At 70.9% G+C, this 22,510-nt stretch carries 22 protein-coding genes and 1 tRNA gene; 9 read left to right on the forward strand and 14 right to left on the reverse strand.

Annotation, left to right across the window (positions count from 1 at the left end; translation table 11 throughout):
- Positions 1-7: 7 nt before the first annotated feature.
- From AB0300_RS01335 to AB0300_RS01345, 3 genes are all read right to left on the reverse strand, one after another.
- Positions 8-961 (reverse strand): aldo/keto reductase, encoded by a 954-nt coding sequence (locus AB0300_RS01335; RefSeq protein WP_366215327.1) that lies wholly within the window; start codon positions 959-961, stop codon positions 8-10.
- A 193-nt stretch (positions 962-1,154) separates the two neighbouring features.
- A tRNA-Thr gene (locus tag AB0300_RS01340) sits at positions 1,155-1,227 on the reverse strand.
- A 42-nt stretch (positions 1,228-1,269) separates the two neighbouring features.
- Positions 1,270-2,220: a thioredoxin domain-containing protein gene (locus AB0300_RS01345; RefSeq protein WP_025104315.1), complete on the reverse strand. Its 951-nt coding sequence runs from the start codon at positions 2,218-2,220 to the stop codon at positions 1,270-1,272.
- Between the two features lie 228 nt (positions 2,221-2,448).
- Here AB0300_RS01345 and ugpC point away from each other — a divergent pair, with 228 nt between their 5' ends.
- Both ugpC and AB0300_RS01355 read left to right on the forward strand, forming a co-directional pair.
- Positions 2,449-3,552, forward strand: a complete 1,104-nt coding sequence (gene ugpC, locus AB0300_RS01350; RefSeq protein ID WP_025104314.1) for a sn-glycerol-3-phosphate ABC transporter ATP-binding protein UgpC — start codon at positions 2,449-2,451, stop codon at positions 3,550-3,552.
- A 77-nt stretch (positions 3,553-3,629) separates the two neighbouring features.
- Positions 3,630-4,931, forward strand: coding sequence for a DUF4032 domain-containing protein (locus tag AB0300_RS01355; protein ID WP_025104313.1), 1,302 nt, complete (start codon positions 3,630-3,632; stop codon positions 4,929-4,931).
- A 36-nt stretch (positions 4,932-4,967) separates the two neighbouring features.
- Here the strand turns inward: AB0300_RS01355 and AB0300_RS01360 are convergent, their stop codons facing one another.
- From AB0300_RS01360 to AB0300_RS01380, 5 genes are all read right to left on the reverse strand, one after another.
- Positions 4,968-5,609 (reverse strand): NAD(P)H-binding protein, encoded by a 642-nt coding sequence (locus AB0300_RS01360; protein WP_366215328.1) that lies wholly within the window; start codon positions 5,607-5,609, stop codon positions 4,968-4,970.
- A 15-nt stretch (positions 5,610-5,624) separates the two neighbouring features.
- On the reverse strand, positions 5,625-6,629 hold the full coding sequence (gene rlmB / locus AB0300_RS01365; RefSeq protein ID WP_366215329.1) for a 23S rRNA (guanosine(2251)-2'-O)-methyltransferase RlmB: 1,005 nt from the start codon (positions 6,627-6,629) through the stop codon (positions 5,625-5,627).
- A complete protein-coding gene (cysS, locus tag AB0300_RS01370) occupies positions 6,622-8,028 on the reverse strand; it encodes a cysteine--tRNA ligase (RefSeq protein WP_366215330.1) in 1,407 nt (468 codons plus the stop codon). Before cysS ends, rlmB begins: the two co-directional genes overlap by 8 nt.
- Positions 8,029-8,037: 9 nt before the next feature.
- Positions 8,038-9,285 (reverse strand): 2-C-methyl-D-erythritol 4-phosphate cytidylyltransferase, encoded by a 1,248-nt coding sequence (gene ispD / locus AB0300_RS01375; RefSeq protein WP_366215331.1) that lies wholly within the window; start codon positions 9,283-9,285, stop codon positions 8,038-8,040.
- 68 nt (positions 9,286-9,353) lie between these two features.
- Positions 9,354-9,836: a CarD family transcriptional regulator gene (locus AB0300_RS01380; RefSeq protein WP_025104308.1), complete on the reverse strand. Its 483-nt coding sequence runs from the start codon at positions 9,834-9,836 to the stop codon at positions 9,354-9,356.
- Between the two features lie 134 nt (positions 9,837-9,970).
- On the opposite strand from AB0300_RS01380, the gene AB0300_RS01385 reads away from it, so the two are divergent.
- Positions 9,971-10,441 carry a hypothetical protein gene (locus AB0300_RS01385; protein ID WP_025104307.1) on the forward strand — a complete coding sequence of 157 codons (471 nt, stop codon included), beginning with the start codon at positions 9,971-9,973 and terminating at the stop codon, positions 10,439-10,441.
- Between the two features lie 58 nt (positions 10,442-10,499).
- Here AB0300_RS01385 and AB0300_RS01390 read toward each other — a convergent pair whose 3' ends face one another.
- Complete coding sequence (locus tag AB0300_RS01390) at positions 10,500-11,183, reverse strand: response regulator transcription factor (RefSeq protein ID WP_025104306.1); 684 nt, start codon at positions 11,181-11,183, stop codon at positions 10,500-10,502.
- Positions 11,180-12,403, reverse strand: coding sequence for an ATP-binding protein (locus tag AB0300_RS01395; RefSeq protein ID WP_025104305.1), 1,224 nt, complete (start codon positions 12,401-12,403; stop codon positions 11,180-11,182). The genes AB0300_RS01390 and AB0300_RS01395 overlap by 4 nt, the downstream gene beginning before the upstream one ends.
- 213 nt (positions 12,404-12,616) lie before the next feature.
- Between AB0300_RS01395 and phoU the strand changes: the two genes are divergently transcribed.
- Positions 12,617-13,315 carry a phosphate signaling complex protein PhoU gene (phoU, locus tag AB0300_RS01400; protein ID WP_025104304.1) on the forward strand — a complete coding sequence of 233 codons (699 nt, stop codon included), beginning with the start codon at positions 12,617-12,619 and terminating at the stop codon, positions 13,313-13,315.
- Positions 13,316-13,395: 80 nt separating this feature from the next.
- Here phoU and AB0300_RS01405 read toward each other — a convergent pair whose 3' ends face one another.
- Positions 13,396-14,145 carry a phosphoglyceromutase gene (locus AB0300_RS01405; protein ID WP_366215332.1) on the reverse strand — a complete coding sequence of 250 codons (750 nt, stop codon included), beginning with the start codon at positions 14,143-14,145 and terminating at the stop codon, positions 13,396-13,398.
- A 59-nt stretch (positions 14,146-14,204) separates the two neighbouring features.
- Here AB0300_RS01405 and AB0300_RS01410 point away from each other — a divergent pair, with 59 nt between their 5' ends.
- A complete protein-coding gene (locus tag AB0300_RS01410; RefSeq protein ID WP_366215333.1) occupies positions 14,205-15,026 on the forward strand; it encodes a class I SAM-dependent methyltransferase in 822 nt (273 codons plus the stop codon).
- Between the two features lie 15 nt (positions 15,027-15,041).
- Here the strand turns inward: AB0300_RS01410 and AB0300_RS01415 are convergent, their stop codons facing one another.
- The 3 genes from AB0300_RS01415 to AB0300_RS01425 all read right to left on the reverse strand — a co-directional run bounded on the left by AB0300_RS01415 (position 15,042) and on the right by AB0300_RS01425 (position 17,210).
- The gene (locus AB0300_RS01415; RefSeq protein ID WP_126893373.1) at positions 15,042-16,157 is read right to left on the reverse strand and encodes a glycine cleavage T C-terminal barrel domain-containing protein; all 1,116 of its coding nucleotides are present in this window, start codon (positions 16,155-16,157) and stop codon (positions 15,042-15,044) included.
- A 12-nt stretch (positions 16,158-16,169) separates the two neighbouring features.
- On the reverse strand, positions 16,170-16,772 hold the full coding sequence (locus AB0300_RS01420) for an FABP family protein (protein WP_025104300.1): 603 nt from the start codon (positions 16,770-16,772) through the stop codon (positions 16,170-16,172).
- Between the two features lie 147 nt (positions 16,773-16,919).
- Positions 16,920-17,210: a hypothetical protein gene (locus tag AB0300_RS01425; protein ID WP_062636289.1), complete on the reverse strand. Its 291-nt coding sequence runs from the start codon at positions 17,208-17,210 to the stop codon at positions 16,920-16,922.
- A gap of 73 nt (positions 17,211-17,283) precedes the next feature.
- On the opposite strand from AB0300_RS01425, the gene AB0300_RS01430 reads away from it, so the two are divergent.
- From AB0300_RS01430 to AB0300_RS01445, 4 genes are all read left to right on the forward strand, one after another.
- Positions 17,284-17,967, forward strand: a complete 684-nt coding sequence (locus AB0300_RS01430) for a response regulator transcription factor (protein ID WP_025104297.1) — start codon at positions 17,284-17,286, stop codon at positions 17,965-17,967.
- Positions 17,968-18,012: 45 nt separating this feature from the next.
- Positions 18,013-20,181, forward strand: a complete 2,169-nt coding sequence (locus AB0300_RS01435) for an RNA degradosome polyphosphate kinase (protein ID WP_126893374.1) — start codon at positions 18,013-18,015, stop codon at positions 20,179-20,181.
- Positions 20,178-21,164 (forward strand): NUDIX hydrolase, encoded by a 987-nt coding sequence (locus AB0300_RS01440; RefSeq protein WP_126893375.1) that lies wholly within the window; start codon positions 20,178-20,180, stop codon positions 21,162-21,164. Before AB0300_RS01435 ends, AB0300_RS01440 begins: the two co-directional genes overlap by 4 nt.
- A gap of 225 nt (positions 21,165-21,389) precedes the next feature.
- Positions 21,390-22,493 (forward strand): phosphate ABC transporter substrate-binding protein PstS, encoded by a 1,104-nt coding sequence (locus AB0300_RS01445; protein WP_085606224.1) that lies wholly within the window; start codon positions 21,390-21,392, stop codon positions 22,491-22,493.
- Positions 22,494-22,510 lie beyond the last annotated feature (17 nt).

Consider the following 22,510-nt stretch of genomic DNA (forward strand, 5'->3'; position numbering starts at 1 on the left):
GAGCGGGTCAGCCCTGCGGCGGCGTCCAGGCCGACACGCGGTTCAGGCGCTCGACCTCCTCGGTCGACAGCTCCAGCCGCGCTCCGGCGAGCAGATCCGGCACCTGATCCACCGTCCGGGCACTCGCGATGGGCGCGACCACGGTCGGCTGCGCACGCAGCCAGGCCAGGGCCGTCGCGGCGACCGAGGCGCCGTGCGTTCCGCCGATCTCGTCGAGCGCGTCGATGATCCGCAGTCCCGCCTCGGTGGCGTACTTCGCAGCGCCGGCGGCCCGCGGAGACCCCTCTCCCCCGGCGTCCGTCGAGCGGTACTTGCCGGTGAGGAAGCCGCTCGCCAGCGCGTAGTACGGCACGAGGCTCAGCCCGAACTCCTCGGCGACGGGGATGATGGTGTCCTCGACGTCGTTACGGTGGACGAGGTTGTAGTGCGGCTGGACGGCGACCGGTCGCGCGACGCCGAGGCGGTCCGCGATATCGATCCACTGCCGGATGCGGTCGGCGGTGTAGTTGGACACCGCCACGTGCCGGACGAGCCCGTCCGTGACGAGGGCGCCGAACGCCTCGACCGTCTCCTCCAGCGGCACGGACTCGTCGTCGAAGTGGGCGTAGTAGAGGTCGATCTCGTCGACGCCGAGGCGAGCGAGCGACGCCTCCGCCGCGCGGCGCACGTTCCCCGCCGAGAGACCGCGGAAGGCGGGGTGCTGGCTGACCTTGGTCGCGACGACGACGCCCTGGGGCTTCCGCGCCGCGAGCCACGCTCCGATGATCGTCTCGCTCTCGCCGCCCTCGTTGCCGGGAACCCACGCACTGTAGGAGTCCGCCGTGTCGATGAAGTCGCCACCCCCGTCGACGAAGGCGTCGAGGACGGCGAAGGAGGCGTCACGGTCGGCCGTCCAGCCGAACACGTTGCCGCCGAGGGCGAGAGGGAAGACGTCGAGGTCACTGGAGCCGATGCGGGTCATGTCCGAGACAACCGCGTCGAGCGGCGCGAACATTCCCGCGGTGACGCGAAAAGATGCGCAGGTGGCCGGGGCGGGGTGCCGACCACCTGCACCCCAGTAACATAACACCCTCCGAAGTGATACGCGATATGCGGGCGTGCGACAGCGCGGCACGCAAAGGCACCGCGATCACGCGGAGGGGTCCGTCAGAGAGAGCCGACTACGGGACTCGAACCCGTAACCCCCGTATTACAAGTACGGTGCGCTACCAATTGCGCCAAGTCGGCGGATGCCATCACAGCTTAGCGATGGCCGGGACGCTCGACGGACTACTTCGCCGGCGCCGAGGTGGCGGTCGGGGTGGGCGTCGGAGACGTCGACTCGTAGTAGGCCTCGCTGGCGACGGACATGACGAACGTCGACAGCTCCTGCGGGTCGTCCAGCGCCCCGACGTACGCCTCGCCGTTCACGACGATCATCGGGGCGGCAGTGAGCACGAGGTCGTCGGAGCCGGGGAGCGGCCCCTCGAGCGCGCGGGTCGTCGCCTCTTTCGCCCAGCTGACGTAGTCGCCGTCCTGGATGCACGAGCGCACGGTCTTGGCGTTGTCCACGCCGACGGCACCCGCGAGGTTGGCGAGCTCCTCGTCGGACATCCCGTCGCTGCCCACATCGGGCTGGTCGTCGAGGAGGTCGTGGTTGAACGCGTAGAACTGGTCCGGCGAGTGCGTCGCCACGCAGGCGGCGGCAGCGGCGGAACGCAGCGAGTACTTCGTGCCGTTGGAGCTGGCGGTGAGCAGAGCGACCGGGTGGTAGCTGACGGTCGCGGCGCCGTCCTCGATCCACTGGGCGAGCAGACGGGCGTTGGCGCGCTCGAACTTGCCCGCGTCGGGCGAGAGGTAGTCGACGTAGACGTGGACCTCGACGGCGCCGGCCGCGGACGGCTCGGGCGACGGCGTCTCGCTGGCCCCGGCCTCACTGGGCTCGGGGTCCGGTGTGGGGGACGCGGTGCCGGCGATCGCGGCGGAGGCGATGTCCGTCACCACGACGCCGTCCGCCTCCATGCCGCTCGGGCTGAGCTGCGGCTTGGACGTCTGCGAGGTCACCGCGAGCGTCACGGCGGTCCCGATCGCACCGACCGCGATGATCGCGACCGCACCGATGATGATCCGTCGCATGAGACGCGCCCGCGACTGCTGGGCGTGCACCTTCTGTGCCTTCTCCCGCACGGCCTCGCGCGAAGTGCGAGGGGCAGGGACGTTCGGCGTTTCGTCGCTCGACATCGTTCCTCTTGAGTCTCAGGGGGTCCGGGTTGGCCCCGACCACCGTCGGGCGGTGATCGCCGCTGCGCACGGCCGGGTTCGATGCTAACCAGTGAGGCTGAGAAATACCCAGGTGCGGCCGTTCGTGCCATACTGATCCCGACCCGATGGAGGGTCACGGCGGGTCGCTCCGCCGCTTCATTCACTACGGATCGTCCGGCACGTACCTGCCGGTGAAGGAGAAACACGATGGCATCTGTGACTTTCGACGAGGCCACCCGCCTGTACCCCGGCGGCACCCGTCCGGCTGTCGACAAGCTCAACCTCGAGGTGGGAGACGGCGAGTTCCTCGTCCTGGTCGGTCCTTCCGGTTGCGGTAAGTCCACCTCCCTCCGCATGCTCGCCGGCCTCGAAGAGGTCAACTCCGGCCGCATCCTCATCGGTGACCGCGACGTCACCGACGTGCCGCCGAAGGACCGCGACATCGCGATGGTGTTCCAGAACTACGCGCTGTACCCGCACATGACCGTCGCCGAGAACATGGGCTTCGCGCTCAAGATCGCCGGCGTCGGCAAGGAGGAGCGCGCCGCGCGCGTCCTCGAGGCCGCGAAGCTCCTCGACCTGGAGCAGTACCTCACCCGCAAGCCGAAGGCCCTCTCCGGTGGTCAGCGTCAGCGTGTCGCCATGGGTCGCGCCATCGTTCGTCAGCCCCAGGTCTTCCTCATGGACGAGCCCCTGTCGAACCTCGACGCCAAGCTCCGCGTCCAGACCCGCACGCAGATCGCGTCGCTGCAGCGTCGTCTCGGCGTCACCACGGTCTACGTCACGCACGACCAGACCGAGGCGCTCACGATGGGTGACCGCATCGCCGTGCTCAAGGACGGTCTGCTCCAGCAGGTCGGCTCCCCGCGCGACCTGTACGAGAAGCCGAACAACGTGTTCGTGGCCGGCTTCATCGGCTCCCCCGCGATGAACCTGTTCAGCGCCGACCTCGCCGACGGCGGCGTGCAGTTCGGCACCGAGGTCGTGCCGCTGGACCGCGACACGGTCGGCCGCGCGTCGGGCTCGCAGGTCACGGTCGGCGTCCGCCCCGAGGACATCACGGTCGGCCCGGCCGACGGTCGCGGCCTCTCGGTCGTCGTCGACCTCGTCGAGGAGCTCGGCGCCGACGGCTACCTCTACGGCCACACGGAGATCAACGGCAAGCGCACCGACCTCGTCGCCCGCGTCGACGGCCGCAACCACCCGAACGCCGGGGAGACCGTCACCCTTGCCGCGAACCCGGGTCACGTGCACGCGTTCGACCTCGAGTCGGGCGACCGCCTGAACGACAAGCCGGTCGTCTCGGCCTGATCGGACACTCCACCGCGGCGCGGGCTGACTTCGGTCGCCCGCGCCGCGTCGTTTCCCCGGCACCCTCAGGAGCCCCCATGCAGGAATCCCTCCGGATCACCGCCAAGACGGTCGACCCCGGTCTGCTCGCTCTGCCCTGGTCGACGCCTCTGGAGAAGTGGCCGTCCGAGCACATCGTCTCGCTGCCCAAGGGCCTCTCCCGCCACCTCGTGCGCTTCGCGGATCTCTCCGGGCGCGTGGTGGCGGTGAAGGAGACGACGACCGAGATGGCGCGCCGGGAGTACGAGATGCTCGGCAACCTGTCGCGACTCGACGTGCCGTGCGTGGAGCGCGTCGCGGTGATCGCGGGGCGCACCGACTCGTCGGGGGCGCCGCTCCCCGCGGCATTGGTCACCTCGCATCTGCGCTTCTCGATGCCGTACCGGGCCCTCTTCACCCGGGTGCTCCGCCCGGACACGGCCACGCGCCTCGTCGACGCGCTCGCCCTGCTGCTCGTGCGTCTGCACAACGTGGGCTTCTACTGGGGAGACGTCTCGCTCTCGAACACGCTGTTCCGCCGGGATGCCGGGGCGTTCGCGGCGTACCTCGTCGATGCGGAGACCGGCGAGCTGCACGAAGAGGGCCTCACCGACGGTCAGCGCGCCTACGACCTGGACCTCGCGCGCACGAACATCGCCGGGGAGATCATGGATCTCGCCGCGGGCGGCCGCCTGGAGCACGGGGTCGACGCCGTCGCCATCGCGGACGGCATCGTGTCGTCCTACCGCTCCCTCTGGGCCGAGCTCACCGCGCAGGAGTCCTTCTCCGCCGCCGAGACGTGGCGCATCACGGAACGTGTCGAGCGGCTCAACGCCCTCGGCTTCGACATCGACGAGATGTCGATGTCGACGACCGCCGACGGCACGGTCGTGGAGATCCAGCCCAAGGTCGTCGATGCCGGGCACCACCAGCGCCGCCTCATCCGCCTCACCGGTCTCGACGTCGAGGAGAACCAGGCCCGGCGGCTCCTCAACGACCTCGACGAGTTCCGTGCCCGCTCCACCAAGCAGTGGGCGGACGAGGAGATGTACGCGCACGAGTGGCTCACGCGCGTCTTCGAGCCCGTCGTCCGCGCGATCCCCTACGACCTGCGCGCCAAGCTGGAGCCGGCCGAGGTGTTCCACCAGGTGCTCGAGCACCGTTGGTACCTGTCGCAGGCGCAGGGACGCTCGGTCGCCCTCGCGGAGGTGCTGACGAGCTACATCAACGATGTGCTCCGCCACCGGCGCGACGAGGCCACCATCATGGGGCCGCCGACCGAGACGATGGGCCTCCCCGTCGTCACCGGCACGCTCGCGCTCGGCGACGACGACGAGGTGGACTGGCGCGACCTCGTCTGAGACCGTGCCCGCCGGTCGGCGCCGCGCCGGGCGGCGTCAGTAGCCGACCGTGAACCGCTCGCGGTGGTGGTTGCCCTGCTCGATCTCGTCGACGATCGCGACGGCGAAGTCCGCCCCGGAGATGTACGACTTCCCGTCCTCGTCGCGGACGAGGACGTCACCGCCGTCCCGGTAGTGTCCGGTGCGCTCCCCCTCGGCCCACGGCCCGAAGACCTCGGCAGGGTGCACGAAGACCCAGTCCAGGCTCTCCGCGGTGCGCTCCAGGAGCGCGAGCGAGTCGATGCCGACCTGCGCCTCGTGCTTGTACTCCTCGGGGAACCCCTGATCGAACAGTCGGGGGCCACCGGGCGCGACGAGGCTGCCGCCCGCGCCGCCCACGACCCCGAGCCGGGTCTCGGTGCCGTCGAGCAGCGCGACCACGTTCGTCAGCGCCTCGAGGACACGGTCCTCCATGTCACCGCGCGGCGAGAGCGCGGAGACCACGGCATCGGCACCCGCGAACGCCTCGGTCAGCGTCGCGGGGTCGAGCGCGGACCCCTGCACGTACGCCGCACCCGCGACCGGATCCGCGGGGGTCGAGCGCGAGATGGCGACGACCGCGTGATCGCGGCTCACCGCCTCCGCGACGATGTGGCGCCCGGCGTAGCCGGTTCCTCCCAGGACGATGATGCGGGCCATGCGTGTTCCTCTCGGTCAGTCCGCGGCGCGGACGGTCGCGACCTGGTACAGCGCGACCGAGGCCGCGATGCCGGCGTTCAGCGACTCGGTCGCCGCGGAGATGGGGATGGAGACGATCTGGTCGCAGGTCTCGGTCACGAGGCGGGACAGGCCCTTGCCCTCCGAGCCCACGACGATGACGACGGGACGGTCCGCCAGCTCCAGCGCGGGCAGCGAGACGTCGCCGTCACCGTCGAGCCCGAGCACGAACACGCCCTGCTTCTTGAACTCCTTGAGCTGCGTGGTGAGGTTCGACGCCAGGGCGACGGGGATGCGCGCCGCCGCGCCCGCACTCGTCTTCCACGCCGCGGAGTTCACACCGGCGGAACGGCGCTGCGGCAGAATGATGCCGTGGCCGCCGAACGCCGCCGTCGAGCGGATGATCGCACCGAGGTTGCGGGGGTCCGTGATGCCGTCGAGGGCGACGAACAGCGGCGTCTCGCCGCAGTCGATGACCTGCTCCAGGAGGTCCTGCGGGTGGGCGTACTCGTACGGCGGCACCTTGAGGGCGACGCCCTGGTGCACGCCGTCGAAGCCGGCCATGCGGTCGAGCTCCTGGCGGGTGACCTCGAGCACCGGGATGTCGCGGTGGGTCGCGATCGACAGCATCTCCTTGACGCGGTCGTCCATCTCGACGCGCTGCGCGATGTACATCGCCGTCGCCGGGATCTTCGCGCGCAACGCCTCGAGCACGGAGTTGCGGCCGGTGACCGTCTCGGTGTCGGTGGTGTTGTCCTTCGACCGGGCGCTGCGGTTCGGGTTGCCGCCGGACGCGGGGCGCCCACCGGGCTTGCCCTTGCCGCCCGCAGCCGCGTAGCGCTCGGCCGCGGCCTTGCGCTTACCGGCGGGGTGCCACGCGCGGTCCTCCGCCTTCGGCGTGGGCCCGCGACCCTCGAGCGCCTTGCGCCCGAGACCGCCGGTGCCCTTGGTCGGGCCCTTCTTGTTTCCCTTGCTCGCGCCGGGGCGCCCTGGCTTAGCCATCGATACTCCAATGAGTTCCGGCCGGAGTGTCCTCCAGCGTGATTCCTGCGGCGGCGATCGCGTCACGGATGCGATCCGCCGCCGCCCAGTCCTTCTCCGCGCGCGCGGTGGCGCGCTGCGCGATCATCTCCTGCACCAGCGCGTCCAGCGCCGCTGCCTGCGCGCCCCCGGCGGCGCCCGATCCCGTGCGCGGGTCCAGACCGAGGATCCCGGTCATGGCGAGCACCGCCCGCGCCGCGTCCAGGGCCGTGTCGGTGTCGCCCGCGTCCAGCGCCGAGTTCCCGCCCCGCACGCTCTCGTGCACGACGGCCAGGGCCTGCGGCACGCCGAGGTCGTCGTCCAGCGCCTCGACGAAGGCCTCGGGCAGGCTCCGCGCGACCTCGGCACCGATCTCCTCGCCGGCCGCGCGGAATGCGCGATCGAGGAAGGAGCGGATACGGCCGAGCGCCGCGTCCGCCTCCGCCCAGGACGATTCCGAGAGATCGAGGCTCGACCGGTAGTGCGCGGCGGCGAGAGCGTAGCGCACGACCAGCGGATCCCGCTCCGCGAGCACGTCCCGCGCGAGGGTGAAGTTGCCGAGGGATTTCGACATCTTCTGGCCGTCGACGGTCACGAGGCCGTTGTGCACCCAGTAGCGGGCGAAGCCGTCACCCGCGGCCGTCGACTGCGCGAGCTCGTTCTCGTGATGAGGGAACCGCAGGTCGAGGCCGCCGCCGTGGATGTCGAACTCCGCGCCGAGGTACCGCTTCGCCATGGCCGAGCACTCGATGTGCCAGCCCGGACGCCCCGGCCCCCACGGCGACGCCCAGGTCGCATCGGCGGGCTCGTCGGGCTTGGCCCCCTTCCACAGGGCGAAGTCCTGGGGGTTGCGCTTGCCCCGCGGGTCGGCGTCCTGCGCCGCCTCCATCGCGTCCACCGACTGATGGGTGAGATCGCCGTAGGACGGCCAGGAGCGCACATCGAAGTACACGTCGCCCGACCCGTCGGGAGCGGGATACGCGTGGCCCCGGTCGATGAGCAGCGCGATGAGCTCCTGCATCTGCGGGACGGAGGCCGTCGCCCGCGGCTCGTACGTGGGCGGCAGGATGCCGATGCCGGCGTAGGCCGCGGCGAACTCCTGCTCCATCCGGTAGGCGAGCGCCCACCACGGCTCGGCGTCCGTGGCGTTGGCGAGCACCTTGTCGTCGATGTCGGTGACGTTGCGCACGAAGGTCACGCGGCCGTGGCGGTGCGTCAGCCAGCGGCGCAGGAGATCGAAGCTCAGGGCCGCGCGGACGTGGCCGATGTGCGGGCCGGACTGCACGGTGGGTCCGCACACGTACATCGTGATGTTCTCGGGATCGAGAGGCACGAAGTCGCGCAGCAGCTGTGCGCGGGTGTCGTAGAGGCGGAGAGTCACCGCTCAAGCCTACTCGGCGGGCGCTGAGAGACTCCGCTCCGGTCGCGGGATGACGACCGCGACGGCCGTGACCGCGATCCCCTCGCCCCGTCCCGGGAAGCCGAGGCCGTCGGTCGTCGTGGCCGTCACGGCCACCGGAGCGCCCCCGAGCGCCGCCGACAGAGCAGCCTCGGCCTCCCCGCGTCGTCCGCTGAAGCGCGGGCGGTTGCCCTGGAACTGCACCGACACGTTGCCGATCGCGAAGCCCGCCTCCGCCAGGAGCTCCGCGGTGCGGGAGAGGAAGACATCGGCGTGCGCCCCCGCATACTCCGGGTGAGCGGTGCCGAAGTGCTCGCCGATGTCGCCGAGCCCGGCGGCGCCGAGCAGGGCGTCGACGATCGCGTGGGCGACCGCGTCCCCGTCCGAATGCCCGGAGAGCGCGGGCTCCCCCGGCCATTCCAGCCCGGCCAGCCACAGCGGCCCGTCGCCACCGAAGGCGTGCACGTCCGTGCCGATGCCCACACGGGGTGCGCCCCCGACGGGAGTCGACGGCCGCGCCGCCGAGGCGGGCGATCCCGACGACGTCGCGACGAGGAGGCGGGCGCGCTCCAGGTCGGCGGGAGTGGTGATCTTGAACGAACGCTCGGAACCCGGCACCAGGCGCACGGTGTTCCCGGCCGCGGCGAAGAGCGCGGCGTCGTCGGTGTACTCGGCACCCCGGGCGGTCGCCTCCGCGTACGCCGCTTCCAGCAGCGCGCGCGGGAAGCCCTGCGGAGTCTGCGCGGCCGCGAGCTCCGCACGATCCACGGCACCGACGACGAGACCGTCCGCGACGCGCTTGAGCGTGTCCACGACAGGCAGGCTCGGCACCGCACCGGCATCGGCGACCACGGCCGCCGCCACCGCGTCGATGACGCCGGGCGGCGTGAGGGCGCGCGCCGCGTCGTGCACGAGCACCGTCGTGACGTCCCCCCACAGGGCGGCGAGCCCCGCGGCGACCGACTCCTGCCGCGTCGCCCCTCCGGTGACCACGCGGCCCAGGTCGGCACGATCGCCGGCGGCCTCCCGCAGCTCCGTCTCCGCGTCGCCTTCGTAGCCTGCGGGCGCGACGACCACGACCTGCAAGGGCGCCGCCGCGAAGACGCCGTCGAGGGCGTGCCGCAGGATGGTGCGGCCGTCGATGCCGACGAACGCCTTGGGCGCTCCGGCCTCGAGACGGGTGCCGGAGCCGGCGGCGACGACGATGATCGCGGTATGCGGGACGGGGAGGATGCTCACAGCTTCACGTTACCGGCGGAGACGACAGAAGGCGGGTGCCGCAGCACCCGCCTTCCGTGAAGGACGTCTCAGGACGCGAGGACCTCGTCGAGCAGTGCGCCCGCCTTGTCCTCGTCGATCTTCTCGGCCAGGGCCAGCTCCGAGATGAGGATCTGCCGGGCCTTGGCCAGCATCCGCTTCTCACCCGCGGACAGGCCGCGGTCCTGGTCGCGGCGCCAGAGGTCGCGCACGACCTCGCTCACCTTGATGACATCGCCGGACGCGAGCTTCTCCAGGTTCGCCTTGTACCGGCGCGACCAGTTGGTGGGCTCCTCGGTGAACGGCGCGCGCAGCACCTCGAACACGTGGTCGAGGCCCTCCTTGCCGATCACGTCGCGGACGCCGACGAGGTCGACGTTCTCGGCCGGGACCTCGATGATGAGATCGCCCTGCGTGACGTTGAGCTTCAGGTATTTCTTCGTCTCGCCCTTGATGACGCGTTCCTTGACCTCGATGATGGTCGCAGCGCCATGGTGCGGATAGACGACGGTCTCGCCAACCTCAAAAAGCATAAAAACATGTCCTTTCGGCAACCTCAAGGATACCACAGGGGATATGCGCTAAGGTTCGCGCTTCCTGTTCCCAGCGGCTCCTCGACTTACCCATAGAATGGGGAGGGATATCCCGTCGGACCTCAGGAGGACCCGTGAAATCGCGCCTTGTCGCGTCTGCCGCCATCAGCGCCCTCGTTCTGCTCGGCGCGACCGGGTGCACGTTCATCACGCCGCAGTCGACGAAGATCGAGTACGCGGCCTCCGACGGCGTGAACGTGTCGGACGAGGACGGCCCCATCGCCGTCCGGAACGCCCTCATCATCGCGAACGAAGACGGCACGGCCGGGAACTTCGTGGGCGCGGTCGTCAACCCGACGCAGGACCGCGCCACCCTGACGGTCTCCCTCGAGGGCGGCGAGCCGTTCATGATCACCGTGCCCGCCGGCGGATCGGTCAGCCTCGGCGCCGACCAGGAGCCGGTGGAGATCGTCGGCCTCGACACCATGCCCGGCGCCACCGTCGCGATGCACTTCCAGTCCGGCGACTCCGCGGGTGTGACCACGCAGGTGCCCGTCCTCGACGGCACCCTGCCGTACTACTCGGACCTCGCTCCGCAGGACTGAGTCCGCAGACAGACAAGAGAGGCCGGCACCCACGGGTGCCGGCCTCTCTTGTGTGCGGTCACCCCTCGAAGCGATACCCCAGGCCGCGGACGGTCACCAGCATCACCGGTTCGCTCGGGTTCTCCTCGATCCGCGAGCGGATGCGCTTGATGTGCACGTCGAGCGTCTTGGTGTCGCCGAAGTAGTCACTCCCCCACACCCGGTCGATGAGCTGGCCGCGCGTGAGCACCCGGCCGGAGTTGCGCATCAGCACCTCCAGCAGCTCGAACTCCTTCAGCGGCATGTTGATCTGCTCGCCGGCCACCGCCACCGTGTGCCGATCGATGTCGAGCGAGACGCGCCCGCCCTCGAGCACCCGCTCGTCGAGCTCGGCCTCCGCCTGCACCACCCGCCGCAGCACCGCCCGCATCCGGGCGAGCAGCTCCCGCGACGAGTACGGCTTGGTGATGTAATCGTCCGCGCCGAGCTCGAGCCCCACGACGATGTCGACCTCGGAGTCCTTCGCCGTCAGCATGATGATGGGCACGGCCGACGTGGACCGGATCTGCCGGCACACCTCGGTCCCCGGCATGCCGGGCAGCATGAGGTCGAGCAGCACGATGTCGGCACCGCGCTCCCGGAACGCCGTCAGCGCACCGGGGCCGTCCTCGGCGATCTCCACCTCGTAGCCCTCGCGGCGCAGCAGGTAGGCGAGCGGGTCGGCGAGGTCGGGCTCGTCTTCGACGAGAAGGATGCGGGTCATGCGGTCTCTCCGTTTCGGACGCGCGTCGCCCCGGTGGCGGGGACGGCCTTGCGCGCGCGCTTCTTCTTGCTCTTCTTGCCCTGCCCGGTGTTCGCGGGGGCGTCGATCCGGGGCAGGCGGATGGTGAACGTGGACCCGCGGCCCGGGCGCGACCACAGCCGCACCTCTCCTCCGTGCCGCTGGGTGGCGTGCTTGACGATGGACAGCCCGAGGCCGGTGCCGCCGGTGCGCCGGGAGCGGGCCTCGTCCGCGCGGTAGAACCGCTCGAAGATGCGCTCGCGGTCGGCCTCCGCGATCCCGATGCCCTGGTCGGAGACGGCGATCTCCACGACGTCGTCGTCGGCCTTCACCCCGACGCCCACCCGGGAGCCGCGGGGCGAGTAGACGATGGCGTTGGCGATGAGATTGCCGACGGCCTCGATGAGGATCTGTGCGTCGCCGCGGACCCAGACGCCGCGGTCTCCACCGCGGGCGAGCTCCACACCGGCGGAGTCGGCCTGCACGACGTGGGCTTCGATCGAGGAGGCGATGACCTCGTCGATCGAGACCGGGGCGACCTCGGTCAGCCCGTCCTCCGCCTGCAGCCGGGACAGACTCATGATGCGTCCGGTGAGCTGACCGAGACGGCCGGCCTCCGCCGAGATCCGCGACGCGAATGCCCGCACCTGGGCGGGGTCGTCGGCGGCGGACTCGATGGCCTCGGCGAGCAGGCTCACGGCCCCGACGGGCGTCTTGAGCTCGTGGCTCGTGTTGGCCACGAAGTCACGGCGCATCTGGTCGAGGCGCTCCTGCTCGGTCACGTCGCGGATGATGAGGAGCACGAGGCGCGTGCCGATGGCGCTCGCCCTGGCCGACACGAGGCGGGGGTCGAGGCTGAGACCGCCGCGGGTGATGCGCAGCGACTCGGTCGCCGTCTCCCCCGTCGACCGGACGCCCCGCACGAGTTGCCGGAGCTCCGGATTCTCGAGCGTCGATCCGACCTCGATCCCGAACCGTGCGGCGGCTTTCGACGTGGCGAGCACGAGGCCGGAGACGTCGACCACGCACGCGGCGTCGTCCATGCTGCGCAGCACGTCGGTGATCCCGGGCGGGATCGCCATCGACGTCTCCTCCTCCGCCCGCGCCCGCGCCCGATACGCCCAGACGACGAGGAGCGAGAGGCCCACCCCGATCGCCAACCCGATGGCGAGGGAGGACAGCGCGAGCTGCGGCAGGGTCATGACTCCAGCGTAGAGCGCGTTCACCGTCGATCCGGCGGGTTTCCGCGCCATCCCGGGGAGCGGAGACGTACTATTCACTCGCTGGGCACCGTTCGTTAACCTTCGGAGCAGACAATCGCTTCAGGCCTGCGCGCGCGCAGTGCTCTCCCCGCGGACGCCCGCCGCCCCGCGCTGGACCGTCAGCCGGGATCCGAATGAAAGGTTGCGCCCACCATGCGCGAAGTCTTCCACCAGTCCCTCGAGGACCTGCAGTCCCGCCTCGTCGAGATCGCCGAGCTCGTCACGGTCTCCATCGACAAGGCGACCCGCGCGTTCGCCACGAGCGACGTCGCGCTGGCCGAGGAGGTCATCGCCGACGACGCGAAGATCGACGAGCTCGCCGTCGCGCTGGACGAGCAGGCCATCGAGATCCTCGCCCGACAGCAGCCGGTCGCGCGCGACCTCCGGATCGTCGTCACGGCGCTCCGCGTCAGCGCGTCCCTGGAGCGGATGGGCGACATGTCCGAGCACATCGCCCAGCTCGCCCGCCTGCGCTTCCCGGAGCGCGCGATCCCGAAGGGCCTGAAGGGCACGTTCGTGAAGATGGGCGAGCTGGACGTGGAGATCTCCCGCACGCTCACGGAGCTCCTCCGCACCCAGGATCTGAAGTTCGCGGACGCGATCCGCAACGCCGATGACGACGTCGACGAACTGCACGCCAGCGTCTTCGAGAAGGTGCTGAGCGACAACTGGAAGGGCGAGGCCGTCGCCACGGTCGACGCGACACTCGCCAGCCGCTACCACGAGCGGTTCGCGGACCACGCGGTCGCCGTCGCCAAGAAGGTCGTCTACCTCGCGACGGGCGACTGGCACGTCGAGGAGGAGGACATCGCCCTCGCGGTGGAACAGCAGGAGCAGCTCGGCCACGCCTGACCGAGACCCCGCCTTATCGTCGAGACCCCCTGCTGCAGTCGCCTGCAGCAGGGGGTCTCGACGTGAAACCGGGGGCTCGGTTACTTCTTGCCCTGGGCGGCCACGGCCGCGGCACCGGCGGCGGCGGCCTCCGGGTCGAGGTACCGGCCGGGACCCGTCGGCGCGTTGTTATCGTCGAGCTCGTACACCAGCGGAATGCCGGTCGGGATGTTCAGGCCGGCGATGTCGTCGTCGCTGATGCCCTCGAGGTGCTTGACGAGGCCGCGCAGCGAGTTGCCGTGCGCGGTCACGAGGACGGTCTTGCCGGCTTCCAGATCGGGGACGATCTCCGCGTCCCAGTACGGCAGGAGGCGGTCGATGACGAGCTTGAGCGACTCCGTGCGCGGCACCTCGCCGTCGATGCCCTCGTAGCGGGCGTCACCCACCTGGCTGAACTCGCTCGCGTCGTCCAGCGGGGGCGGCGGCACGTCGAACGAGCGGCGCCACAGCTGGAACTGCTCCGGACCGAACTCCTCGAGCGTCTGTGCCTTGTCCTTGCCCTGCAGCGCCCCGTAGTGGCGCTCGTTGAGCCGCCAGGAGCGCTTCACCGGGATCCACAGCCGGTCGGCGGCGTCCAGCGCGATGTCGGCGGTCTGGATCGCCCGGCTCAGCAGGGACGTGTGCAGCACGTCGGGCAGGATGCCGGACTCGGCGAGCAGCTCACCGCCGCGACGGGCCTCGTTCTTGCCCTGCGCGGTCAGGCGGACGTCCACCCAGCCGGTGAAGAGGTTCAGTTCGTTCCACTCGCTCTGGCCGTGGCGGAGCAGGATCAGGGTGCGCTTCGCAGTCATGTCGCCAGTTTATCCGGGGCGCGGAGCGGGCACAGCGGCGGAGGAGGGAGGATGGACGCATGGCGTCATCTCCCCTCGGTCGGCCGACCCGCGGCACGACAGGGACGAACCGGCTGCGTCGGAACGACCGGTGGATCGCCGCCTCCCCTGCCTTCCGACGCGCGGCCGACCCTCTCGTCGTCGACCTCGGTTTCGGGGCGAGCGGGGTGACCGCGTTCGAGCTGGCCGCCCGACTGCGACGCGCGCGGCCGGATGCGGAGGTGCGCGGTCTGGAGCTCGACCCGGACCGGGTGGCCACCGCGGAGCAGCAGCTCGCCGAGGTCCGGGCCGGCCGCACGCCCTTCCCTGCCGATCTTCGCGTCTCCTTCGCCCGCGGCGGGTTCGAGGTGCCGCTCCCGGGCGGTCGTCGGCCCGCCGTCATCCGGGCGATGAACGTCCTGCGGCAGTATGACGAGGCCGAGGTCGCCGCCGCCTGGCGGACGATGGCGCACCGCCTCGCGCCGGACGGGCTCCTGGTGGAGGGCACCTGCGACGAGATCGGGCGCGTGGCGAGCTGGGTCGATGTCGATCCCGGCGGCACGCCGCTCCGCTTCACCGTCTCCCTCCGCCTGCGCGGGCTCGAGGTCCCGAGCATCGTGGCGGAGCGGCTGCCCAAGGCCCTCATCCACCGCAACGTCCCCGGCGAGCGCATCCATGCGCTGCTCGTCGACCTGGACCGGGAGTGGGAGCGCGCTGCTCCCCTGTCGACCTTCGGGGCCACGCAGCGCTTCCTCGCCGCGGTGACCGCGCTGCGCGCGCAGGGCTGGCCTGTGCAGGGCGGGCGGAGCCGGTGGCGGCTGGGCGAGCTCACCCTGCCGTGGGACGCCGTGGCACCGGCCTGACCAGGGTCCGGTGTCTCAGACCCCGGCGTCGCGGGGGTCGGGCGCCGTGGGTCGGCGGGACAGCCGCGTCAGGCGCGGGATGTCCGCGGTGGCGCCGGCGTCGGCCGGGACGATGATCTGCTGGGACGCGGCGATGTCGATCCCCTCGGCCCGGACGACGAGATCGCCGATCGGGGCGCGACGGGACAGGAGGGCGAGGGCGATCGGCCCGTCCTCATGATGCCGCGCGGAGGAGGTGATGTGCCCGACCTCGTCATCGCCCGCGAACACGGGGGCTCCGGGTTCCGGAAGCACGGCGTCGCTGCCGTCGAGCTGGAGCAGGGCGAGCCGCCGCGGCGGATGACCGAGGTTGTGCACCTTCGCGACGGTCTCCTGCCCGCGGTAGCAGCCCTTGTTCAGGTGCACGGCGCTGCGGAGCCAGTCCGACTCGTGCGGCAGCGATCGCTCGTCCACCTCGGCCGCCCACCGCGGGCGCCAGGCGGCGATGCGCAGCGCTTCGGCGGCGAGGAGTCCGGCGGCATCCTCCCGATCGAGCTCCGCGGCGAGCGCCCGCGCCGCCGTCCCGGGCACGATGCCGACCCGCCAGGCGAGGTCGGCCCCGGGGTGCGCGGCCACGTCGGCGTACTGATGGCCGCCGACGGCGACCTGCTGCCACGGGTCGACCCAGATCCGCGCGTCGTCGAGGCCGCGCACGCGCTCGGCCGCGGGTCCGCCGTCGACGAAGCCGAGCAGCGCGAGGTCGGGGCGCAGCTCGACCGTGGCCTGGGTGCGGAACTTCATCCGCGTCAGCCACGTCGCGAGCCCCTCGGCATCGCCGGCATCCGCCAGGAGCCAGGTCGAGGTGCCGTCGTCGAGGACGCCGGCCGCGTGCTCCACCCGTCCCTGCGGATCGAGGACGAGGAGCTCGGTGCTCTCCCCCGCGCGCAGGCGACCCACCGCCTGCGACGTGATGGAGTCGAGCCAGGGGAGGCGTTCGGGACCGGACACCTCGATGACCGTCCGGTCGTCGAGGGGCGCGATCGCCGTTCCGGCCGCGAGGCGGCGCTGCTCCCGGAACGGATCACCGAAGTGGGCGATCCCGCGCTCCCCCGCTGTCGCGCCGGGGACGCCGTCGAAGACGCTGGTGCTCACCGTGTGCTCCGTTCAGACGCGGGCGAGACGCGCCGAGGCGTGCGCCCGCAGAGGTGTGCCGAGGGCGGCGATGTCCCACGCCCACAGCAGGTGCCCGTCGACGAGTCCGTACATCCGCGAGGCGGAGCCGTAGTCCTTGGCACCGGCGCCGCGCACGATCGCGTCCGACGCGAGGTCGACCCGCGGTCCGTTGATCTCGCCGAGGTAGTACTCGAGCATGCCGTCCGAGCGCGCCAGCGACACCTCGAGCGGGAACGCGCCGTTGTCCGACCGCAGCGCCTCCACGTCGTCGACCGTGCGGGTGACGGGGGTCGCCGTCGGCGGCAGCAGCGCCGGTCCCGCGTCGGTCGCCGCGGCCGGACGCGCCAGACGCCAGAAACCGGACTCGGCGGTCAGCGGGACGGCGGGCGCACCCTCGTCACCGACGAAGGTCGCCGTGGCCGCGTAGTTGAGGAACGGTCCCCCGTCGTGGCTGAAGCTGACGCGATGCGTGAACTCGCCCTGCAGACGCTCCTCGCCGACCGGGTAGTCGATCACCCCGGAACCCTCCCACACGCCGATGAGCCACGCCAGCGGGGCGAGGTCGGCGGGAAGGTCGGTGGGGAGTTCGATCATGTCGTCAGCGCTGGCCGCGGAAGAGGTTGCGCAGCACCACGGCCGACACGAAAACGATCGCGAGGCTCGCCAGGCCGAGCAGGCCGATGAAGAAGATTTCGAGCGCCATGATGTCCATGACCTCCACCTTACCCCCGGCGATCCGGGTCAGGAGGGGATGAGGGCGGCCAGGCCGAAGCCGACCGAGATGATCCCCATCAGCAGCAGCGCACCGGTCACGCTGCTCGCGACGCGGAAGATGAAGCCCTGCGTGCGCCCGTACCAGAGCTGCACGGCGAAGGACAGCAGCACCACCGCCCCGAAGCCGACCAGCATCCAGGGGATGCGCCACTCCTCCGGAGCGAAGATCCCGATGACGATGCTGCCGACGAACGCGGTCGCCCAGACCGCGATGACGCCGGTGAAGGCGTTGCGGGGCGCGAGTGCCGGTTCTGACATGTCTCCATTCTTGCGCATCGGTGGCCGCTATCATGGCGGCACGGCGTCGATCCCCCGCCGGTGAGGAGTGCGCGTGGCCCTGGTGCTGGTTCTGACCAATGCTCCGCTCTCGGAGCAGGTGCTGCCCGCCCTCGAGCTGCTGAGCCATCGCACGCGGCAGATCCCGGCGGAGCCGGCGCAGCTGATCAATGCCCCGGAGTACGACATCGTGATCGTCGACGGCCGCCACGACCTCGTCGGGGCGAAGTCGCTGTGCCGACTGCTGCGGGCCACCGGACAGGACGCACCGCTCCTGCTCGTGGTGACCGAGGGCGGCATGAGCGCGCTGTCGGGCGAGTGGGGCATCGACGACGTCCTGCTGGCGACGGCCGGTCCCGCGGAGATCGACGCACGCGTGCGTCTGGCGCTCGCACGACGGGACGAGGTCGCCGAACCGGCGCGCGTGCAGGCCTCCGGCGTCACGATCGACGAGCAGTCCTACTCGGCCAAGCTCCACGGGCGGCCGCTGGACCTCACCTACAAGGAGTTCCAGCTCCTGCACTTCCTCGCCACCCACCCGTCCCGGGTGTTCACCCGCGAGCAGCTGCTCAGCGAGGTGTGGGGGTACGACTACTTCGGCGGCACCAGGACCGTCGACGTGCACGTGCGACGGCTCCGCGCCAAGCTCGGCGATCAGGAGCAGATCATCGGCACCGTGCGCAACGTCGGGTACCGCTTCAACGTCTACGAGGACGACAGCCTGGTCGGCTCGCGCTGACCGCCGTTCACACGCCCGACACCTGCCGGTGCTTAGATGTACCCCATGATCGATCCCGCACTCGCCGACGCCGGACTCGGTGACGCCGAAGACGACGACTTCGACGACGCCGTCGAGGCGCCGGACTCGCAGCTCCCCGACCATCGCTACCTGGACCGCGAGCTGAGCTGGCTCGCGTTCAACCAGCGGGTGCTCGAACTCGCGGAGGACCCGTCGCTGCCGGAGCTGGAGCGGGCGAACTTCCTGGCCATCTTCGCCAGCAACCTCGACGAGTTCTTCATGGTGCGCGTGGCCGGTCTCAAGCGGCGCATCATGACCGGTCTCGCCGTGCCCACCAACATCGGACGCTCCCCCGTCGACGCCCTCGCCGATATCTCGCGCGAGGCGCACGCCCTCCAGCTCCGCCACGCGGACGCCTGGACGAAGCTCGTCCGCCCCGCCCTCGCCGACTCCGGCATCGAGATCACGGAGTGGTCGGATCTCACCGACGACGAGCGCAGCGCGCTGTCCGACTACTTCGGCGCACAGGTCTTCCCGGTGCTGATGCCGCTGGCGGTCGACCCGGCGCACCCGTTCCCCTACATCTCCGGGCTCTCCCTGAACCTCGCCATCCGCATCCGCAACGCGCGGACCGGCCGCCAGGAGTTCGCCCGCCTCAAGGTGCCGCCCATGCTGCCGCGCTTCGTCGAGGTGCCGTCCACCGGCGAGATCAAGCGCTTCCTCCGCCTCGAGGAGCTCATCGCCAACCACCTCGGCGACCTGTTCCCCGGCATGGAGGTGCTCGACCACCACGCGTTCCGCCTCACCCGCAACGAGGACGTGGAGATCGAGGAGGACGAGAGCGAGAACCTCATCCAGGCGCTGGAGGCCGAGCTGCTGCGCCGCCGGTTCGGGCCGCCGATCCGGCTCGAGATCACCGACGACATGGACGAGGTCACGATGGACCTCCTCGTGCGCGAGCTCGACATCACCGACCAGGAGGTCTACCGCCTCCCCGGGCCGCTCGATCTGCGCGGCCTCTTCGATCTGTCGCGCATCGATCGCCCCGATCTGCGGTACCCGCCGCACCTCCCCACCACCGCGGTGGCCTTCCAGCCGACGGGCTCCAACACCCGTGCGGACATCTTCAAGGCGATCCGGAAGTCCGACGTGCTCGTGCACCACCCGTACGAGTCCTTCACCACGAGTGTCCAGGCGTTCCTGGAGCAGGCCGCCCGCGACCCGCACGTGCTCGCCATCAAGCAGACGCTGTACCGGACGTCCGGCGACAGCCCCGTCGTGCAGGCCCTCATCGACGCCGCCGAGGCCGGCAAGCAGGTGCTCGCGCTCGTCGAGGTGAAGGCCCGCTTCGACGAGGCCAACAACATCGTGTGGGCGCGCAAGCTCGAGAAGGCCGGCGTGCACGTGGTGTACGGCCTCGTCGGGCTCAAGACCCACTGCAAGCTCGCCCTCGTGATCCGCGAGGAGGAGGGCAGACTCCAGCACTACTCGCACGTCGGCACCGGCAACTACAACCCGAAGACGAGCCGCATCTACGAGGACTTCGGTCTGTTCACCGCCGATGCCCAGGTCGGCAAGGACCTCACCCGGCTGTTCAACGAGCTCAGCGGCTACGCGATCGAGAAGAAGTTCAAGCGTCTGCTCGTCGCCCCGCTCCACCTCCGCAAGGGCCTCGTGCGGCTGATCGACGCCGAGCGCCGGATCGCCGAGTCGGGCAAGCCCGCGCACATCCGCATCAAGGTCAACTCGATGGTCGACGAGGAGATCATCGACGCCCTCTACCGCGCCAGCGCCGCAGGGGTGAAGGTCGACGTGTGGGTGCGCGGAATCTGCAGCCTGCGGCCCGACCTCGACGGGATCAGCGACAACATCACCGTCCGCAGCATCCTCGGCCGCTACCTCGAGCACTCGCGCATCTTCACGTTCGAGAACGACGGCGACCCGCAGGTGTACATCGGCAGCGCCGACATGATGCACCGCAACCTCGACCGGCGCGTCGAGGCCCTGGTGCGGGTCACCGACCCCGCGCACCTCAAGGAGCTCACCGCCTTCTTCGACCTGGCGATGGACGATCGGACATCGTCGTGGCACCTCGGCCGCGACGGCGTGTGGGAGCGCCACGCCGTGGATTCCGACGGCAAGCCGCTCACCGACCTGCAGGATAAGACCATGGGGATGATCCAGCGACGTCGTCGGGCGCGGGCGGTTCGATGACGGCGCGGCAGGTCCAGCTCCCGCCATCCGCGGCCGACGCGAAGTGGGCGGACAAGGCCGTGTACGCGGCCGGCGCCGTCGTGTGGCGCCTCGTCGACGGCAAGCTGCGGATCCTGCTCATCCACCGCACGAAGTACCGCGACGTCACCCTGCCGAAGGGCAAGGTCGACCCGGGCGAGATGCTCGCGGAGACCGCCGTCCGCGAGGTGCACGAGGAGACCGGCATCCGCGTGGCCCTCGGCGTGCCGGTCGGGATCAGCCGCTACCACCTCGCGTCCCGCAAGCAGAAGGTGGTGCACTACTGGGCTGCCGAGGCGACGGACGCCGCGATCCGCGCGTCGACCTTCGTACCCAACCGCGAGATCGCCGCCCTCGAGTGGGTCAGCGTGAAGAAGGCCCGTGCCGCGCTGAGCTACCCCGTCGACCTCGAGATCCTCGAAGCGTTCGCGGCCCTCGTCGACGACGGCGTGCTGCGGACCTTCCCGGTGATCGCCCTCCGGCACGCGAAGGCCCTTCCCCGTTCGGAGTGGGACAAGGCGGACGCGGCCCGGCCGCTCACCGACCGCGGGAAGCGCCAGGCCAAGGCCATCGTCGGACCGCTCCGCGCTTTCGGCGTGCGCAAGATCGTCACCAGCGACGCGGTGCGCTGCGTGCAGACGGTCACGCCGCTCGCCAAGGCCCTGGACCGCAAGCCGGTCCTCACCGAGAAGATCAGCCAGGACGCCTGGGAGGACGGCGTCGCCGATCTCCGCTCCGTCGTCGGCCGCCGCATCCGCGCCGGCAAGCCCGCCGTGCTCTGCAGCCACGGCCCGGTGCTGCCTGCGCTCCTCTCGGAGATCGCCCTCGCGACCGGCACCGTGCACGGCTCGTACGTCGGCAGCGCCGCCGATCTGGAGACCGGCGCGTTCTCCGTGGTGCACGTCTCGGCGACCAATCCCGGCTCCGGCATCATCTCGATCGAGACCCACGCCCCCAAGGTTTGACCCTCCCTCGTTCGAATCGCGCACTTCGCTGCATCTCGGCCGGGGATGGCGCAGATCGGGCGATTCGAAACGGAGGGGGCCGCGCAGTGACGGGGATCGGCTCCAGAGAGTCGCCGGTCGTTCACCTGCCGTTCACCTGCGCGGGAGAGTCTCGTTAACCGTCGCCCCTAGCGTCACTGTGTGCCCTGCACCGGGCCCCACCCCTCCAAGATCGAAGGATCCACAGTGAAGATCTCCCGAATCGCACGAATCGGCGCCATCGGCGCCGTCGCCGCTCTCGCCCTCGCCGGCTGTGCCGCGAACGAAGGCGGAGCCGGCGGCTCCAGCGAAGAGCCCTCGGAGTCCACGCTCTCCGGCACGATCGACGCGACCGGCGCGTCCTCGCAGACCGCAGCCCAGGAGGCCTGGGTCGCCGCCTTCCAGACCGCCAACCCCGACGTGACGGTCAACTACGAGCCCACCGGCTCCGGCACCGGCCGCGAGAACTTCCTCGAGGGCGGCAGCAACTTCATCGGCTCGGACCGCGCGTTCAACGACGAGGAGCTCGCCGCCGGCGGCTTCGGCGCCTGCACCACCGACGACATCGTCGAGGTCCCCCTCTACATCTCCCCCGTCGCCGTCGCGTTCAACCTCGAGGGCATCGACACGCTGAACCTCGACGCCGCCACGATCGCGGGCATCTTCGCCGGCACGATCACCAACTGGAACGACGAGGCCATCGCCGCCCTGAACGACGGCGTCGAGCTCCCCGACCTGGCGATCTCGCCGGTGCACCGCTCCGACCCCTCGGGCACGCAGGAGACCTTCGCCAAGTACCTCAGCGCGACGGCCCCCGACGTCTGGACCTACGAGGTCTCCGACGAGTGGCCGATCCAGGGTGGCGAGGCCGCTCAGGGCACCTCGGGTGTGAAGCAGGCCCTCACCGCCGGCAACGGCGCGATCGGCTTCCTCGACGCCTCGCAGGCGGACGGCCTCGGCCAGGTCGCCGTGGGCGTCGGCGAGGACTTCGTCTCCTACTCGGCCGAGGCCGCCGCGAAGCTCGTCGAGGGCTCGCCGCTCGCCGAGGGACGCGGCGAGGGCGACCTCGTCTTCGACGTCGACCCGGCCGCCGCCGCGGACGGCGCCTACCCGATCGCCCTGGTCAGCTACCTCATCGGCTGCGAGCAGTACGAGGACAGCAACGTCGCGGAGCTCGTGAAGGAGTACTTCACGTACATCGCGAGCGCCGAGGGCCAGGACGCCGCCGCCGAGAACGCCGGCAGCGCCCCGATCTCGGACGGCCTGCGCGAGCAGGTCCAGGCCGCGATCGACCTCATCCAGGTCGGCTGATCCTGCCGATCCACTGA

The organism is Microbacterium sp. NPDC078814 (assembly GCF_040702645.1).
GTDB lineage: Bacteria > Actinomycetota > Actinomycetes > Actinomycetales > Microbacteriaceae > Microbacterium.